General features: G+C 62.0%; 14 protein-coding genes. 12 read left to right on the forward strand and 2 right to left on the reverse strand.

The window, feature by feature from the left end; all coding sequences use genetic code 11:
• Positions 1-47 precede the first annotated feature (47 nt).
• Positions 48-419, reverse strand: a complete 372-nt coding sequence (locus tag NKJ75_RS03020; RefSeq protein WP_352447935.1) for an endonuclease domain-containing protein — start codon at positions 417-419, stop codon at positions 48-50.
• 214 nt (positions 420-633) lie between these two features.
• On the opposite strand from NKJ75_RS03020, the gene NKJ75_RS03025 reads away from it, so the two are divergent.
• The 4 genes from NKJ75_RS03025 to NKJ75_RS03040 all read left to right on the forward strand — a co-directional run bounded on the left by NKJ75_RS03025 (position 634) and on the right by NKJ75_RS03040 (position 4,346).
• Positions 634-1,461 carry a hypothetical protein gene (locus NKJ75_RS03025; protein ID WP_352499180.1) on the forward strand — a complete coding sequence of 276 codons (828 nt, stop codon included), beginning with the start codon at positions 634-636 and terminating at the stop codon, positions 1,459-1,461.
• A gap of 269 nt (positions 1,462-1,730) precedes the next feature.
• Positions 1,731-3,077, forward strand: coding sequence for a hypothetical protein (locus tag NKJ75_RS03030; RefSeq protein ID WP_352499181.1), 1,347 nt, complete (start codon positions 1,731-1,733; stop codon positions 3,075-3,077).
• Positions 3,077-3,511 carry a hypothetical protein gene (locus NKJ75_RS03035; protein WP_023743946.1) on the forward strand — a complete coding sequence of 145 codons (435 nt, stop codon included), beginning with the start codon at positions 3,077-3,079 and terminating at the stop codon, positions 3,509-3,511. The genes NKJ75_RS03030 and NKJ75_RS03035 overlap by 1 nt, the downstream gene beginning before the upstream one ends.
• Positions 3,512-3,860: 349 nt before the next feature.
• Complete coding sequence (locus NKJ75_RS03040; RefSeq protein WP_245265730.1) at positions 3,861-4,346, forward strand: hypothetical protein; 486 nt, start codon at positions 3,861-3,863, stop codon at positions 4,344-4,346.
• 121 nt (positions 4,347-4,467) lie between these two features.
• Here the strand turns inward: NKJ75_RS03040 and NKJ75_RS03045 are convergent, their stop codons facing one another.
• A complete protein-coding gene (locus NKJ75_RS03045) occupies positions 4,468-4,785 on the reverse strand; it encodes a YMGG-like glycine zipper-containing protein (protein WP_023743948.1) in 318 nt (105 codons plus the stop codon).
• Positions 4,786-5,043: 258 nt separating this feature from the next.
• On the opposite strand from NKJ75_RS03045, the gene NKJ75_RS03050 reads away from it, so the two are divergent.
• The 8 genes from NKJ75_RS03050 to NKJ75_RS03085 all read left to right on the forward strand — a co-directional run bounded on the left by NKJ75_RS03050 (position 5,044) and on the right by NKJ75_RS03085 (position 15,574).
• Positions 5,044-5,616 (forward strand): hypothetical protein, encoded by a 573-nt coding sequence (locus NKJ75_RS03050; protein WP_352499182.1) that lies wholly within the window; start codon positions 5,044-5,046, stop codon positions 5,614-5,616.
• Positions 5,617-5,863: 247 nt separating this feature from the next.
• Positions 5,864-6,775: a hypothetical protein gene (locus NKJ75_RS03055; RefSeq protein WP_352499183.1), complete on the forward strand. Its 912-nt coding sequence runs from the start codon at positions 5,864-5,866 to the stop codon at positions 6,773-6,775.
• Positions 6,776-6,819: 44 nt separating this feature from the next.
• Positions 6,820-7,809, forward strand: a complete 990-nt coding sequence (locus tag NKJ75_RS03060) for a Coat protein (protein WP_352499184.1) — start codon at positions 6,820-6,822, stop codon at positions 7,807-7,809.
• A 268-nt stretch (positions 7,810-8,077) separates the two neighbouring features.
• On the forward strand, positions 8,078-8,680 hold the full coding sequence (locus NKJ75_RS03065) for a phage connector family protein (protein WP_023743951.1): 603 nt from the start codon (positions 8,078-8,080) through the stop codon (positions 8,678-8,680).
• Positions 8,677-11,157, forward strand: a complete 2,481-nt coding sequence (locus tag NKJ75_RS03070) for a phage tail protein (RefSeq protein WP_352499185.1) — start codon at positions 8,677-8,679, stop codon at positions 11,155-11,157. The genes NKJ75_RS03065 and NKJ75_RS03070 overlap by 4 nt, the downstream gene beginning before the upstream one ends.
• A 197-nt stretch (positions 11,158-11,354) precedes the next feature.
• Positions 11,355-12,122 (forward strand): hypothetical protein, encoded by a 768-nt coding sequence (locus tag NKJ75_RS03075; RefSeq protein ID WP_352499186.1) that lies wholly within the window; start codon positions 11,355-11,357, stop codon positions 12,120-12,122.
• A gap of 2 nt (positions 12,123-12,124) precedes the next feature.
• Positions 12,125-12,655, forward strand: coding sequence for a hypothetical protein (locus NKJ75_RS03080; RefSeq protein WP_352499187.1), 531 nt, complete (start codon positions 12,125-12,127; stop codon positions 12,653-12,655).
• Positions 12,656-15,574, forward strand: a complete 2,919-nt coding sequence (locus NKJ75_RS03085) for a hypothetical protein (RefSeq protein WP_352499188.1) — start codon at positions 12,656-12,658, stop codon at positions 15,572-15,574. It begins immediately after the preceding gene.
• The last annotated feature ends 3 nt before the right edge of the window (positions 15,575-15,577 follow it).

Genomic DNA, 15,577 nt, shown 5'->3' on the forward strand with positions numbered 1-15,577 from the left:
GGCGCTGTCCCGCTAGCGTTTGCCGTTTCTACAGATCGATTTCCCAATCAACGCGCTGCGCCAAGCCCAGCCGCAATCACGATATGCTGGCAAACATTATCGATGTCGCGAAGGACGTCGTCGTTCCAGAAGCGAAGAACAGTCCATCCGTCTTCCTCAAGGCGCGTCGTCCTCGCTCCGTCGCGCGCGGCTGAATCCGCTTCCGCATGCTGGGAGCCGTCAACTTCCACGGTGAGCTTCTTTTCAGGGCAAGCGAAGTCGACAATGTAGCCGGCGATCGGAAATTGCCGGCGGAAGCCAAGCCCCATCAATCGATGCGCGCGAAGTTCATTCCAAAGCTTCAACTCGGCGTCGGTCATCACCTTGCGCATCGATCTGGCTTTTGAACGATGCCTTGGGGGCAAAGGTGTGTGCGGCATTATGAAAGCCCCGATGCGGGCACTCTACGGCGCCCCCCTCTGTCCTGCCGGACATCTCCCCCACGAGGGGGGAGATTAGCTGTCACCGGCGCTCTGCTCAACCGTTGCCGTGTTTCCAACAACGCCACTCCAAAAGTCCGCAAACGACGCGATCGGCGTGCGTTGCGGCTTGCCATGCCTCCGGCAAAGCGCTCCATCGGCAGGAACCAGACACATGGTCCACATCATTCCTCTCTCGGTTGCCCGGCGTCGGTCAGGCAGTGCGGCGCAAGGTACTGGCTCCTCGCCGGCAGGCGGGGCAAGCCAGCAGCCCGACAGCTACTGGCAGGAGGTTGCCGAGCGCTATGAGCAGCTCATATCGCAGCAGCAGGCCTTCGATACCGAGGTCGCCGCACGCAAGTTGAACGGCGAGATCGCGCAGGCCGAGGCCGACGCTGTAGCCAATGCGCCGGCAGATGGCGCCGGCCTGCACGAAGGCATGTATGGCCAGGTCGACCCGCACACGGGGCGCGTGCTGCAAACGGGTCGGTTCGACACCCTGTTCAAGGGTTTCCTGAGCCAGGTGCCGCCCGAGCTGCACCCCGGCCTCAGCGCTCGCAAGGAGACGCTGCGCACCGAGGGTGCTTGGCGGATGGCGGCGCAGCAGCTGCAACGCCGCAAAGACTATGAGCGGGCCCAAGTCGACACGGCGCTGCGAACCAACGCCATCGCCATCGGCAAGGCGCACCCCGACGACCACGTGACCTTCGAGGCGGCCAGGCAGGACGGGCCCGATCTCATCGACAAGATGGGGGTCGATCCTGGTATCAGGCAGCAACTGGCCAAGGACTGGCACAGCACCGCCGCCAAGGCGCGGTTCGAGGCGCTGATTTCCAGGGACCCGAAGCGCGCGCTGGCGATATTTGGCGTTGGCACCCCGGCCGCCGGCAGTGGGGCTATGGGCGACAGCGCGCAGGCTGCGGGCAACTCCTTTGTGGAAGGCCCAAGGATGGCGCCCGGGAAGAAGGCCGCGTCGGCACGCAGACTCCGGACGAACGCATAGCGCAGGCATTCAGGGACGATCTTCCCCAGGAGGAACAGGATGTCCTGGCCTTAAAGGCAAAGGTCGCCAAGTTCTCGCAGGACATCCAGACGCGCATTGCCATCGGTCGCGCCGAGGCGGAAGCGCCGGACCAGTTCGCACGCACGGGCGCCTACTCCGGCGGAATACCGGGCAAGGATGCCTACCGGATCATCTATGGCCTCGATGAGGGCGACAGGCGCCGGCGGGTTCTCGAATGGCGAGCCGGGGTCGGAAAGAAAATCTTTGACATGGGTACCATGTCGAACCAGGCGATCGATGCCGCTGTTGTCAGCGCTGAGCCGGGGCCGAACGCTTCACCTGAGGACCAGGAGCGCTATGAGATCACCGACGCCGCGGCAAAGCTGGTGCGGGAGAGGCGGCGGGTCGGTGCCGGTGGCTACGTCAGCGGATTGTCTCAAAAGACCTTCGAGGGCTGGGAAGCCGTGTTTGGCAGCGGGGCTTCGAATCCGGGGAACTATGATCCGAACCTTTACGATCAGACGATAGCCTTGTCTGTCGCTCTGCAAAAAGTATTGGGCATCGAAGATGAAAATCTTCAGCCAATAACGTTTTCCTACCTGCTCGAGCTTGCCGAACAGCGCGACAGCGGAAGCGCGTACTTGATGGACCGCTACGCCAAGGCGAGCGAGTTGTTTGCGCGCACCAAAGATCCTGTCGCGCGGGCAGCTTTGGTCCGGGAATTGGATGAAGCCGGCCTGGGCGGCATACTCCCCGGCGGCAAGCCTGGCCTTTCAGCGGGCGAGGTGTTTCGAGCTGACGCCAAGGCGCTTGGCAAGGCGGGTGCAAATGCCGGGATATTCGCGGGCAAATTGACGAAGGGAGTTGGCTACGGGCTTTCCTTCGGATCAATCGACCCTCCCGATTTCAGCCAAGGCTACTACGAGCCTGCAAATCCCACCGAGAAAGTGATGATGCGTCAGGGAGGTGACGCATTCGGCTGGGCGATACCGGTGCCCGGATTTGGCCGAGCCGCCGAGAAAGGCATACCGCGAGCAGTTGAGTCTATGAGCGCTATCGCGGCCGAGCGAGCCGAAGGCCTCGTCGCCAAGCGGCCGGGCGAGTTAGCTGACGAAGGCGAGGCGCTTGTTGGTGGCGTGGACGCCCAAACGCTCCGATACCAGCAGGGGCTGGCCAGCTTCGCTTTCCAATCGGTCCCCAAATCCGACCGCGCATTTGACAATGCAATGCTAGGCGCAATGCTCGCCCGGGATCCAGACAAGGTCAGATACTCCGGCGCAAAACTAGGCGTTGCCGAGTCAGAGGATTACCGCAAGATTTTTTACGCCAGAAATCCGAAATTAAAGAGCAGTGATAACGTTGTTCATCATGCTGGCGAGAGGCAGGTTGTTGAGAGAGATCCAAGAATTACAAATATAGAAGAAATAAATTCATACGAAAATCTTCGAGGAATCCCAAAAAAACGAGATAGAAACCTACACAAAAAGGTAATCAGGTTTGAATGGGATGAATTCTATAAACGCAACCCCAATTTCACGCGCGAGCAATGGCTTGATAAAATTACAGAAATCGACAAGAAATATGGCCATTTGTTCGACCCGCCGATAGGTGAATAATGCGATATTTTGATATCAGGCCGGATGTGGCTGGTGGGCTGGGTAACCATACGGTTTTAGACACCGACGTTCACCCACCAGTCGTCCACAAGCTGCACTATGAGGTAGAAGGATGGTTCGGCGACGCGCTTGTCACAACCTTTCCATGCTTTCTTGTAACGGATGAAGCAAAGGAGGCGTTGCTGAAGATGGGGATATCTGGTGCTGATTTTTCCGATGCTGAGGTGGCAGAGTCGGAGGAATTTCATGAGTTGCAGCCTGGGCAGGAACTGCCACATTTCGTCTGGTTAAAAGTGGACGGGCAAGCAGGTCGCGACGATTTTGGCATCGCTTCGAATTACGATCTCGTCATATCAGAGCGAGTCCTTGATTTGTTTGAAAGACTAGGAATTCCCTCTGCGGTGATTGAGCCTTTTGGCGAAAGAGACTCATGACGAGGGCCGATGCAATGAATAAGTCACCCTAATCCACCAGAGTTGCCAATTCTGGGTCACTCATTCCACTTCTCGGAATATATAGGTGAGAAATGGATTACTATTATGTAGAGCCTTTTGCCGCTGGTGATTTTGGCAAAAATACTCTCCTCGACAATCGCGTTCACCCGCCATTGTCCACAAATTCCACTACGAGATTGACGTTTGGATAGGTGACGTCCTCATAACAAGCTTCCCCTGCTATCTTGTCACCGAGCAAGCCAAGCGGGAACCTTTGGAGGATAGGTGTTTCGGGCGTGGCTTTTGCAGATGTTGAGGTGACCGCCTCGGTGCGCTGGGCTAGACGAAGGTGGCAAGGGAGTTAGCCATAGAGACCGCCAAACCAGACTTAAGCAGCGTTATGCGTCTGCCTCCGGCCGACATCAGCACCGCCGATGACGATCTTGATGCCGCCCGAATCGAGGCACGGCAGTATCTCGAATTTTACACCTGGGTCTTATCCATCAAAGGCGAATATTTCGGATATGGCGCGGAAGGAATAATCTACATTTTCCTGTTCGAGATAGAGCCGCGACCGGATGTGAACCAATGGATCTGGGTGATCGTTGGCGATGTGCCGCCGACATATATCCCTGCCGACGACGCGAGGACGCCTTTCGAGGTTCTTGATGGCTATATCGGTGCCCTTGAGGACTGGGTTGAGGCAGCGCGACAAGGAAAGTCGGTGGCGAAATTGATACCGGTCAATGTCGACGCAAATCCCGCCAACGCCGAAATGCTGGCTGGCCGCCTCAAATTTCTCGACGAAAAAATCTTGCCGGAGCTTAAAAGGTAATTCTGACGATTGAGGATGCCGGTAGCAGGTGAGGGGCCAGCCTCTCAGAGGATCGCGCTGCCCCTCAACCGCCCTTCGGGCACCTTCTCCCCGTTGAACGAGGAGAAGGGGAAACCCGTCCTCAATAATCGCCGTTGTAATACCGGTCGTCGCAAGGCGCGGTGTAGATGCGGCCGTAGCGATCCTGGTAGCGGCAGAGCTGTTCGCCGCGGCGCTGCGGCGTGGTCGACTGGCCGATAACGGCGCCGAGCAAGGCGCCGCCGGCGGCGCCGATCACGGTGCTCTTGGTGTTGCCGCCCAGCGCCTGGCCGGCGAGCGCGCCGACGCCGCCGCCGATGAGCGCGCCGTTGGTTGCCCTCTGCTGCTGTTCGGTCTGGGTCGCGCAGCCTGCCAGAGCGGCAGTCATGAGCACGGCGGCAATGGCTTGTCTGATGATCATCTTGGAACTCCTTTGAAGCCCCAAACGCGGATTGGAGCGAATGGTTGCCAGTAGCTGTCGCATTGCGGCCAAACGGCGGCGCGCCCGCTCACGAAATGAGACGTGGTTTCTCGGGCCTTGAAGACAATGGTCGCCAAAGCGGAAACGCCTTGCGCGAACAGGGCCATAGCGCCCCGGTTTGAATCGATACGCCAGCGCTGATCCGGCGCTTTTTGAATAACGTCCTTTCCAGAATTCCGAACAGAAATGGAGATACCAATGACCCGAGGTCTTCCCCGGACGCTGTCGCGCGCCGCCGCCCGCGAGGCCGGATCTGCCCCGCCCAAATTCGGCCTCAAGGCCGTCACCACGGGGCAGGGCGGCTCGTACCGCACCGTCTTCACCCTTGCCGGCATGCAGGTGCCGGTCGCCGACGCGCTGGCCTATGCCAGCCAGAAACTGCTCGATTTCGCCGACGGCAAGGTGCGCATCAAGGGCGGCACGGCCAGACTGCAATTTGCGGTACTGACCACCCGCGCGGCGACCATCAACGACAATGCGGCGCTGACCTGGTCGCTGGGCTCTGTGGCGGCATCGAGTGCGACGCTGGCCGGCGCCATGGTCAATGTGCTGGCTTCGACGGCCCGCACACTGGATGGCCTGGGCGCCGCGCTGTCGACGGCCTCGACCGCGGATGTCGCGGCAGCCGCCACGCTGGACGGCACGGCGACGCCGGTGGATCTCTACCTCAACCTGGCGTTTGCCACCGGCACCGATATCGACGCCGACGGGACGCTGGCGGTGACGGGCACGATCACGCTGCTGTGGGAGAACTGGGGCGATAACGCGTAGGCGGTGATATAGCCAATCTCCCCCCTCGTGGGGGAGATGCCCGGCAGGGCAGAGGGGGGCGCTGTCCCGCCGGCCTGTCCTGTCGATTTTACACTTGCGTTATTCGGAGAGGCTTCGGCTGACGAAGTGCCCGAACGCTGGCGTTCCTTCGCGCCCCCCTCTGTCCTGCCGGACATCTCCCCCACAGGTGGGGAGATTGGCAGTTTCGCCGCCGGCTCCTTCTAACAACAATCAAAGGAATCCACTCATGACAGATCTGGCAGATTCCGGGTCCGTGGCGGCGCGTGCGCAGCCGGCGGGCAACCCAGTATGGCCACCGGCAGGCGCGGATAACGGGTCCGCCGCGCTTCCGGCCAAAAGTTGGTTTGACGGTCTTTCCGAAGGCAACCGCAAGCTCGCTGAAGCCAAGGGCTGGACCAGGGCCGAAAACCTCGATCGGGTTTTCAATTCCTATGCGGAGCTGGAGCGGCAGCAGGGTGAGAGCCTGCGCGTTCCCGCACCGGACGCATCCCCGGAAGACTGGCAGAAATTTCATGCCCGGCTGCCGGAGACCATGCGTCCGCTGACATCGCCCGACAAGGTCGAGTACAGGCGGCCCGACGGCCTGCCTGAAAACTTCGCTTATTCGGACGAGCTTGCCCAGGCGTCCAAGGCCTGGGCAGTCGAGGCCGGCGCCACGCCCAAAGTGGCGCAGGCCTATCACGACCGCTTCGTCGGCTACATGGCCGAACAGGCCGCGCGCCAGGACATCGCGCTTGCCCGCTCGGTCGAGGCCACGCATGACGATCTCGTGCGCGACTGGGGACCGACCGGCAGTGATGGCTTTCGCCAGAAGCTGGAGGTCGCCAACCGGGCGATGAAGAAGCTCGGACTGGTCGACGCCTATAAGGCCAAGGGCATCCTGCTGCCGGACGGCGCATTGACCGATCCGCAGATCGCCAAGGCGTTCCATGCCGTCGGCGAGGCGATGTTCAGGGAAGACACGATCGACGGCGGCGCGGCTTTGAGCGGCGGCAATCCGTTCAAGCGCAACGCCGCCGGTGACCGCAACATTTCGGCGATTTCAGCCCTTGTCAAAAGCGACCCCGCCCGCGCCCGGCGGCTGGCACGCGAGGCCGGTGAAAACCCCGACCTCTGGATGCCCAACAACCCGCTCTAGTCCTCCAAAGCTCGCCGCCACATCAACCTCAAAGGAAGTGAAAAATGGCAGACGCCTATACCCGTATCGCGGACGCGATCGTTCCGTCCGTTTATGCCCAGTACTCGTTCGAGGAGCACGTCCAGTCGCTGGAAATCTTCCAGGCCGGCATCCTGTTCAACGACCCGGCCATCACCGCCAAGCTGTCGATGGGCGGCCGCTCGGTCGACATGCCCGGCTGGAAGGATCTCGGCAACGATCCGTCCGAACCGGTCAATGACGATCCGGCCGATTCCATCGAGATGAAGAAGATCGGCGCCCGCCGCGAGGTCGCCGCCCGCAATGTCCGCGCCCAGGCCTGGGGCGTTCCGGACCTGACCTCGATCCTGGCCGGCGACGATCCGCAGAAGCTGATCGTCAAGCGCCAGACCGAGTACTGGCAGCGCGCCAACAAGCTGACCCTGCTCGGCATTCTGAAGGGTGTCGCCGCCGACAACATCGCCAATGACGGCGGCGACCTGGTGCGCGTCACCGGCGCCTCCATCGTCGATACCGACATCATCGAGGCCGCCTATCTGATGGGCGACCGCGCGGACAAGTTCAAGACGATCTGGATGCACTCCAAGCAGATGAAGGCACTGAAGCTCGCCGATCTCATCGACTATGTTCCGTCGTCAGAGCAGGGCGGGCCGCTCATCCCCTACTACATGGGGCTGCGCTGCGTGGTCGATGACGACATTCCGGTCGCGGCCGGCGTCTACACCGCCTTCATGTTCAAGGACAAGGCGATCCTGTGGAACGAGCTTCCGGTCAACACGGAAGGCGGCCCGCTGGAGTTCGACCGCAAGCCGCGCCAGGGCCATGGCGGCGGCGTCACCGAGATGGTCGGCCGCAGGCACTTCGTCCCGCACGTGCCCGGCACCCGTTTCCTCGACGCGTCTTCGGCCGGCGAGTTCGCCACCGACGCCGAACTCGCGCTGGCGGCAAACTGGGACCGTACGGCCTCCAGCGTCAAGAGCATGACGTTCATCGCGCTGAAAACGACCGAGGCGTAGTACCTTTCGTCCGGCCAGCGGGTCGCCGAAACTGCTGATCTCCCCCCTTGCGGGGGAGATGTCCGGCAGGACAGAGGGGGGTGTGAAGGATCGCCAACTTCCGGTCCCTTTCAACCCCCTTCAACCCACAACCGCTTCTCCAAATTACGTCAGGTCGGCGGGACAGCACCCCCCTCTGGCCTGCCGGCCATCTCCCCCGCAAGGGGGGAGATTGGCGCTCCGCCATATGCCCTTGCCCAATCAACCACCATCCACGAGGCGCTGATCCATGGCCATCACCCCGCTCGACATCGCCAATATGGCGCTCGCCGTCCTCGACGAGGCGCCGATCGACAGTCTCGACCAGGACGTCAAGGCGGCGCGCCTGCTCAACCTGCATTTCGACCTGACGCGGGAAGCCGAACTCGCCAGGCACGCCTGGGTGTTCGCCATCCTTGCCGCCAGCGTCGCCGGCGCCGACACCGGCAGCGGCAATTGCACCTTGAACTTCGCCTATGAACTGCCCGCCGATTGCCTGCGGCCGCTGCCGCTGACCGCAAATGGCGAGCCCAACGGCGTGCCGATCTCGTGGCGCCAGGAAGCCGGACTGATCTACAGCGATCGGTCCGGTCCATTGATCATCCGTTATATCGCCAACCTTACCGACCCGAACGACTGGGACGCGCTGTTCACCGAAGTGCTGGTCTCCGCCCTTGCCATCAAGATCGCGCATCCCTTGACGCACAAGGCGGGCATGATCGACATCGCCCGCTCCGCCTATGACCGGGCGCTGGACGCGGCCTTCGCCGCCAACGCCATCCAGCGCGGCGGCCGGCTCTACACCTCATCCTGGGCGCAGCAGCGCGGCGACTTCAGGGTGTCTGCCCGATGACCGCGCTCTACCCTATCCAGGACGTTTTCACCCGTGGCGAAATCAGCCCGCGCCTGCACGCGCGCGCCTCACTCGATCTCTATCGTGCGGCGCTGTCCAAATGTGAGAACTTCGTCACGTTGCCGCATGGCGGTATCCGCGCCCGCGGCGGCAGCTATTTCGTCAACGAGGTGAAGAATTCGGCCAGGAAGACGCGCGCCATCCCCTTCATCTTCTCCTCCGAGCAGGCCTACTGCCTGGAGTTCGGCGACCTCTATATCCGCGTCTATGCCTATGGCGCCCGCGTCGGCACGGTCGAGGTGGCCTCGCCCTATCTGGAGGCCGATTTGTTCGACCTCGCCTATGTCCAGTCAGCCGACCAGATGTGGATCACCCACAAGAACTATGCGCCCAAAGTGCTGACCCGCACCGCCCACACGACATGGACGCTGGCAGGTTACGAGTTCCTCGACGGCCCTTACGATCCAATCAACACGACCGGCACCACGATGACGCCGGCCAGTTACGGCTCGTACGTGCCGAAGATGACAGGCTTGACGGCTCCGGCCGGAACGGCTTTGGCCAGCAACGGTTCCGCGTCAGCGTGGGCGATTTTCGACAAGGACAGCAGAACAGGTGCGGAGATCGGTGCCGGCACCAATGGCTGGGTCCAATATCGGCAGGCGAGCGGAGCGCAGAAGGTTTGCAACGCCTACTGGGTGCAAGCCATGAACAGCGCGTCGGAAGCAGAAAACATGCCGACGCAATGGGAAATCCAGGGCTCGAACGACGGATCGACATGGACAACCATCGACTCGCGGATTGGCCAGATAGGCTGGGGTAACTCCGAGCGCCGGTTCTTCGAATTTTTCAACAAGGCCGCCTTTGAATATCTGCGCATGGACATGGACGGTGGCGGCGGCTCTGACAGTACCAGAACCGACTTCGCCGAATGGGCGCCGAACGAGGACGGCGACCTTATGACGCCGTTCAATCTGACGGCGTCATCGATCACCGGTATCAACGATGATACCGGGTTCCAGACATCGGATATTGGCCGCGCCATCCGGCTGCTCGGTTCGGATGGGCGGTGGCGCTGGGCCAAGATTGCAGCACGCACGAGCGCGACAGTCGTTACCGTTCGTCTGTATGGCCATGCCTTGCCGGATCTCAGTCCGATCAGCCGCTGGCGGCTTGGTACCTTCGTGCCCGGAAAATATGTCGAGGCGGGCTCGCTCTATGAGGAGCGGTTGGCCTTCAGTCGAAAATTCTCGGTCTATGCATCGGCGACCGGCGACTTCGACAATTTCGCGCTCGGCGAGGAAGATGACGACGCGCTGGAATTCGTCCAGGCCGGCGGCGGCCAGGCCAACGACATCGTCTGGATCGCCGATTCCGATGGTGCGCTGCTGATCGGCACGTCGGGCGGTATCAGGGCACTGTCCGGCTCCGGCATCGACGAGGCACTCACCCCGTCCTCGTTCAAGAACCGCCGTTCGCGCACCTTTGGCTGCGCCCGCATCCGCCCGGTCGATGCCGGGCAGTCCTTCCTCTATGTCACCCGCTCGCGCAAATCGATTGCCGAGCTGACGCAGAGTTCTACAGCCAAATTCACCTCCGATGACATCGGCCAGATCTCGGAACATATCCCCAAGCAAGGCGTGGTCGAACTCGCCTTCCAGACCGACCCCGACCCGATGCTGTGGTTCCCGCTCGAAAATGGCGAACTTGGCGGCTACACCCACCAGCCGAGCCAGGAGGTGCGCGGCATGCACCGCCATCGCTTCGGCGGCAGCTTCGCTGGATCCGCCCCCGGTCAACCCACTTGGGCGGTCGTTGAAAGCGCCGTGGTGACGCCTGGCCAGAACGGCGTCGACGACATCTGGCTGATCGTCAAGCGCACGATTGGCGGGGTGACCAGGCGCTACATCGAAATCATGACCACGCCATTCGAATACGGCATGCTGGAGGATGCCTTCCAGGTCGATTGCGGACTGACCTATTCGGGTGCACCCGTCAACGTCGTCTCCGGGCTCGGCCATCTCAACGGCCAACTGGTCGACGTGCTGGCCGGCGGCAAGGTCTATCGCGGCCTGCCGGTTGCCTCCGGCCAGGTGACGCTGCCCGCCGGCGCCACAGCTGGGAAGTGGCAGGTCGGGCTGCCCTTCCAGTCCGAGGCCAACACGCTGGAACTCGACGTCGGCGGCCAGGACGGTTCCGTCATCGGCCGCCGCAAGAAGGTGGCGAAAGTCATCCTGTCGCTGCTCGAGACCGACACCACCGGGCTGCAGGTGCAGTCCTTCCTCCGCGGCCGCTGGGAGAGCGTGCGCATGCCGAGCATCGTCGCACCCGACGGCAATGCGAAACTCTACACCGGCAATGTCGATGTACCGGTCGACGACAGCTGGGAAGGGCAGGGCAGGGTCCGCATCCGCCACGTCAACCCGACGCCCTGCACGATCCGGGCGTTTACGCCGGTATTCGACGCCGAGCCGTAGGGCCTGCTGATCTCCCCCCTTGAGGGGGAGATGTCGCCGAAGGCGACAGAGAGGGTCGGTGCGACCGGACGCGACCCAATTGCCCACCTCGCAGAGAAAGAAGCCAGCGCTCCACGCGAGACGACCCCCTCTGGCCTGCCGGCCATCTCCCCCTCAAGGGGGGAGATAACGCTCCTCTCAAAAAGGAACCCACCCCAATGACCCCCCATGCCGAGACCCTCGGCAAGGCGCGGACGGCTGCCGATTTCGCGGCCGTCATCGCCTTGCTCGACACCGACATTAACGACGCCGTCGTCCGCAGGCGCGCGCTGGAGCAGGCCGAGGACCGGGCCGTCTTTGGCGACGGCGACCTGGCCGCGGCGCGCGCCGCGCTCGATGCCTGCAACGACGTCATCACCTTGCTGGAAAAAACCATCTGCGTCGCCGACACGCGCCGCATCGACGCCGCCGAGAGCGAAGCCCGCGCCGACATTGCCGCTATTGGCGACGAGATTGCGGCCAAAGCCGCCACCCTGACCGAGCGCTGGCGCAACGCTGCCCGGCTGGTCGAGCTGCTGCGCCAGGAACTGTTCGAGGCCGATGCGCTCGTCCGTGCCATCGCCACCGCCAATGGCCTGTTCGACGCCGATGCGCTCGTCCGTGCCATCGCCACCGCCAATGGCCTGTTCGACGCCGCCAGCGTCGCCGAGCTGAAGATAAACCTCACCGCCGCCCGCCGCGCCGCCATGGCCGGCGCAGGGGCAGCCGCACCCGCTCGCCTCAGCCGCGCCGGCCTGCAGGCCGACCGGCTGCTTTTGTCCCTGCTCGCCACCGGCGGTGCGCTCGACCCGCGCCCGCAGCTTGGCGCGCCGGTCGCCGGCGTCAAAAGCAAGTTCATTCCCGCAAGCAAACCCATTCCCGCAATCAAACCCATTCCCGCGAGAAAACCCATTCCTGCAATCAAACCCCTGGGCGAACGAGGCTGACCATGTGCACACTTGCCCTTCTCGGCACCGTTCTTTCCGTCGGCGGCGCGCTGGCCGAGGGCCAGCAGTCGAAGCAGATGGCCGACTATCAGGCCAAGGCGTATCAGCAGCAGGCGCAGGCGGACGCTCAAGCCGCCGCCTTCGAGCAAGGCCAGGAGCGCCACAAGCAGGACCTGCTGCAGGCGCAGGCGCGCGCCCAGGCCGGCGCGTCCGGCGTCGGCATAGCCGGCTCGCCGACCGAGGTGCTGGCGGCGAATGCCAGGCAGGGCCAGGCGGATCTCGGCGCGCTGCTGTATGGCTCGAAGCTGCGCCAGAACAATCTCAACAGCCAAGCCGCCATCTCGCGCTTCCAGGGCAAGCAGGCGGTGACGGCGTCGATCTTCAACGCCGGCAGCGCGCTCGTTGGCGGCCTCTCCAAAATCTACGACCCGACGAAAGCGGCAGCGTCAAGCGCTGCGGCCGCCGCTGTGCCGGGCCGCTCCGTGATCTTCGGCAGTGCGGTCCTCAGGGCTCCGTGGGCGGGGAACACCTAGATGGTACACATCATCCCCCTTTCCGTCGGCCAGCGCCGGCTCGATACCGGCAACGCCGTGCAATATCCCCAGGGGTCGCCGATCGGCGGCGCCATGCAAGGTTTCGGCGACCACCTTTCCGCTCTTGCCGAACGCTACCAGCAGATGAAGGACCAGCAGGACGCGTTCGACGCCGAGCTGGCGCGTCGCGGCTTCGACGCGCGGATCGCGCAGGCCGAAGATGAAGTGGCGGCGAACGCGCCGGCGGATGGCGCAGGCATGCATGAAGCCATGTATGGCGAGGTCGACCTGCGCGCCGGCCGGGTGGTGAAACCAGGCCTGTACGATACGCTGTTCGACGATGCGAAACGGACGATGCCCGAAAGCCAGCAAGCCGCTTTCGCAGGTCAGAAGGAAAACAAGCGCTTCGTTGGCGCATACCGCATGGCGCTGCGGCAAAGGACCAAACGCGACGACTACGAGAAGGCCACCGTCGACACGACGCTGACAACCAATGCCATCGCCATCGCAAAAGGCGACCCGAACGACACCGCGACCTTCGAAGCGATCCGGCAGAGCGGGCTCGACCTGATCGCCAAGATCGGCAACCCGCTTGCCAGGCAAGCGGCGGAAGCAGCCTGGCGCACCAACGCGGCCAAGGCGCTGGTTCAGGCGATGATCGCCACGGACCCGAAGCGCGCTGCTGAAATGTTGGGTGCGGTGCCGGTGGGAGGGCGGGTACGAAATGATACGGCGGCCGTAGGCGGCTCGAATGTTTCAGGTGAATCCAATGCGACCGCGGTGACGCAGGAACAGTCGGGCAAACTATCGCTGGACGAAAGCAGGGCACAGGCTAGCGGAACTCCTGCGCCGAATGGCGAAGCGGATATTCCACTGGAAGCCATCACCTACCTTAAGTCCAGCGATATTGCCGCATTGAAGAATGAGGCGAACTCCGCCACCGCGGCTCGATTGATCGACGGGCATGCGAGGGTGCGGCTTGCCGAACAAAACGCGCCCGCTGTCATCGCCTTCACAGGCAATTGCCCGGGAGAGGAAGAGCCAGCCGCTCAGGATTTCGTCAGTACCTACGGCGCCACAGACGGGCAGACGCGTTTCGATGAGTTCAGGGCGACGGTTGATGCCGCCAACTCATTTCACAATTTCTACCGCGCATCGAACCGCGAGATACATGCCGAGCTTCGTGATTTCGAACCCGGCCCGAAGGGTACGCCAGAAGAGCACAAACGCTACGACATAAGGGCCGGCGCCGCCGAGATGATCATGGCCGCCCGCCGCGGGGATCCCGTGGCCTATGTCACCCAACTGTTCCCCGGCGAAGCTCCGGACTGGAGCAAGGTTTCAACGCCACAGGATTTCCAGAAAGCGGTGACCTGGGCCAGGGCCGCTCAAGAGCAGATGGGCTTCGACACGAGACTGCCGCTGCCCTGGGCTGTAGCTGACCAGTGGGCTGCGAAATACATCGACCCAAGTTTGCCATTCAACACCCGTCTCGCGGAGTTGAGTTCGATTGTCCTCGCAGTTCGCGATCCGGAAGCGCGCGAGGCAGTAGCCAAACAAATCTTGCTGACAGCGGAAGCCCGGTGGCGAGCCAAGGCCGCCCAAGATCCGACCATGACGCCGGAGGTATTGGAACTCCAACTTGCAGCGCTGAAGAATGGTCTGACGTGGATTGGGGAAAATCCGGCTCAGGCCCAGTACAGCACCATGTCGACGTTTCGGCAGTTCGGCATGGCATTCGGGGATATTGGCCGGACCATAGCCAAGGGTGCGACCGCTGGAGGCGCGGATGCAATCGTCGCCAAGCTCGCATCATCGGGATCAGGTGAAAGCTACCAAGGTCGTCTCGCTTTCGAACAGGAGCAGACGGAGGATGCCGAGGACCGGGCCGGTTCGGCCGGTTGGGTGGCCGGGGGCCTCGGTGCCGGCTTGGCAGGGTACGGGGCTGCGATCGGCCTCTACCGTGTGCTCGGCCGGGCAGGAATCGGCGTGGGTGCGGAGAGCCTGACTGGTCTTGGAGCTCGAACCGCGGTAGGCTCCGCGACTGGCGGCGCTTATGGTGGGGCATATGCCTACAATGTTGGAGAAAGCGTCCCGCAAGGCGTCCTGAATGGCGCGCTTTGGGGTGCTGCCGGCAATGTCCTTGCCGAAGGACTTGCTTCAATTGGCAGACAGGTGGTTGCACGGCTCGCGAAACGCGCAGCAGTTGCTAAGCCCACGACCGTCCCAGATAATGATCCAACCCCGGTTCCTCCGGTCAAAGCGGAAGAGATTCCAGTCTCAACCGACCAGGCACCCGAAATAAGGAGGCCCTATGCACATTTGGAAGACCCTCCTAACGTTGCGCCTGGCAAGGATTTTACAAGGGCGCAGAAGTTTAAAATGGCGGAGGAGAATAGAAAATGGAACCGAGGGGTCTTAAGAGACGACGAGGACGGGCAGGAATTGATACCGCCTCAGAAGAGTAAAAAAGGTGTAACGCCTCCACCAAACGAAGCACAATTTGATCACATAAATCCCCTCAACCCAGCAGATCCGACCAAATCTCCAGGAACCAACAGCTATAGAAACGCAAGTCTGGCAGCAAGAAGACGAAATAGAAAAAAAATCCAACAAATAGGGTTGGCGACAATGAAATGGAAATTTGAAGATCCGCAGAACGTAGCTGTTTTCGTAAATAGAAAGGCCATACAGGATGGAGGCTGGATTGCCCGTGTAGTGCATGATGATGATGATGGGGCATGGCAGTTTCATGCGCATGTATCTGAAGATATCGATGATGTAGATATTATCATTCTAAGCTTAAGAAACATTGTGGAAAAAGATAATACTATCATGCAGTTGGCCGACCTGCCTTATGGGTGGCATGCTTGGCGTGAGACGAAATCGTCGCCATGGAAGCGAGGCAGAAGGGCCTAAAAT

It is taken from the genome of Mesorhizobium sp. M0058, assembly GCF_040323095.1.
Lineage (GTDB): Bacteria > Pseudomonadota > Alphaproteobacteria > Rhizobiales > Rhizobiaceae > Mesorhizobium.

Bases quoted from the DNA above. Each gene is read 5' to 3' on its own strand.
- NKJ75_RS03060 (WP_352499184.1), top strand. From the start codon at position 6,820: ATGGCAGACGCCTATACCCGTATCGCGGACGCGATCGTTCCGTCCGTT.
- NKJ75_RS03055 (WP_352499183.1), top strand. From the start codon at position 5,864: ATGACAGATCTGGCAGATTCCGGGTCCGTGGCGGCGCGTGCGCAGCCG.
- NKJ75_RS03065 (WP_023743951.1), top strand. From the start codon at position 8,078: ATGGCCATCACCCCGCTCGACATCGCCAATATGGCGCTCGCCGTCCTC.
- NKJ75_RS03050 (WP_352499182.1), top strand. From the start codon at position 5,044: ATGACCCGAGGTCTTCCCCGGACGCTGTCGCGCGCCGCCGCCCGCGAG.
- NKJ75_RS03030 (WP_352499181.1), top strand. From the start codon at position 1,731: ATGGGTACCATGTCGAACCAGGCGATCGATGCCGCTGTTGTCAGCGCT.
- NKJ75_RS03020 (WP_352447935.1), bottom strand. From the start codon at position 419: ATGCCGCACACACCTTTGCCCCCAAGGCATCGTTCAAAAGCCAGATCG.
- NKJ75_RS03080 (WP_352499187.1), top strand. From the start codon at position 12,125: ATGTGCACACTTGCCCTTCTCGGCACCGTTCTTTCCGTCGGCGGCGCG.
- NKJ75_RS03025 (WP_352499180.1), top strand. From the start codon at position 634: ATGGTCCACATCATTCCTCTCTCGGTTGCCCGGCGTCGGTCAGGCAGT.
- NKJ75_RS03045 (WP_023743948.1), bottom strand. From the start codon at position 4,785: ATGATCATCAGACAAGCCATTGCCGCCGTGCTCATGACTGCCGCTCTG.
- NKJ75_RS03070 (WP_352499185.1), top strand. From the start codon at position 8,677: ATGACCGCGCTCTACCCTATCCAGGACGTTTTCACCCGTGGCGAAATC.
- NKJ75_RS03085 (WP_352499188.1), top strand. From the start codon at position 12,656: ATGGTACACATCATCCCCCTTTCCGTCGGCCAGCGCCGGCTCGATACC.
- NKJ75_RS03075 (WP_352499186.1), top strand. From the start codon at position 11,355: ATGACCCCCCATGCCGAGACCCTCGGCAAGGCGCGGACGGCTGCCGAT.
- NKJ75_RS03035 (WP_023743946.1), top strand. From the start codon at position 3,077: ATGCGATATTTTGATATCAGGCCGGATGTGGCTGGTGGGCTGGGTAAC.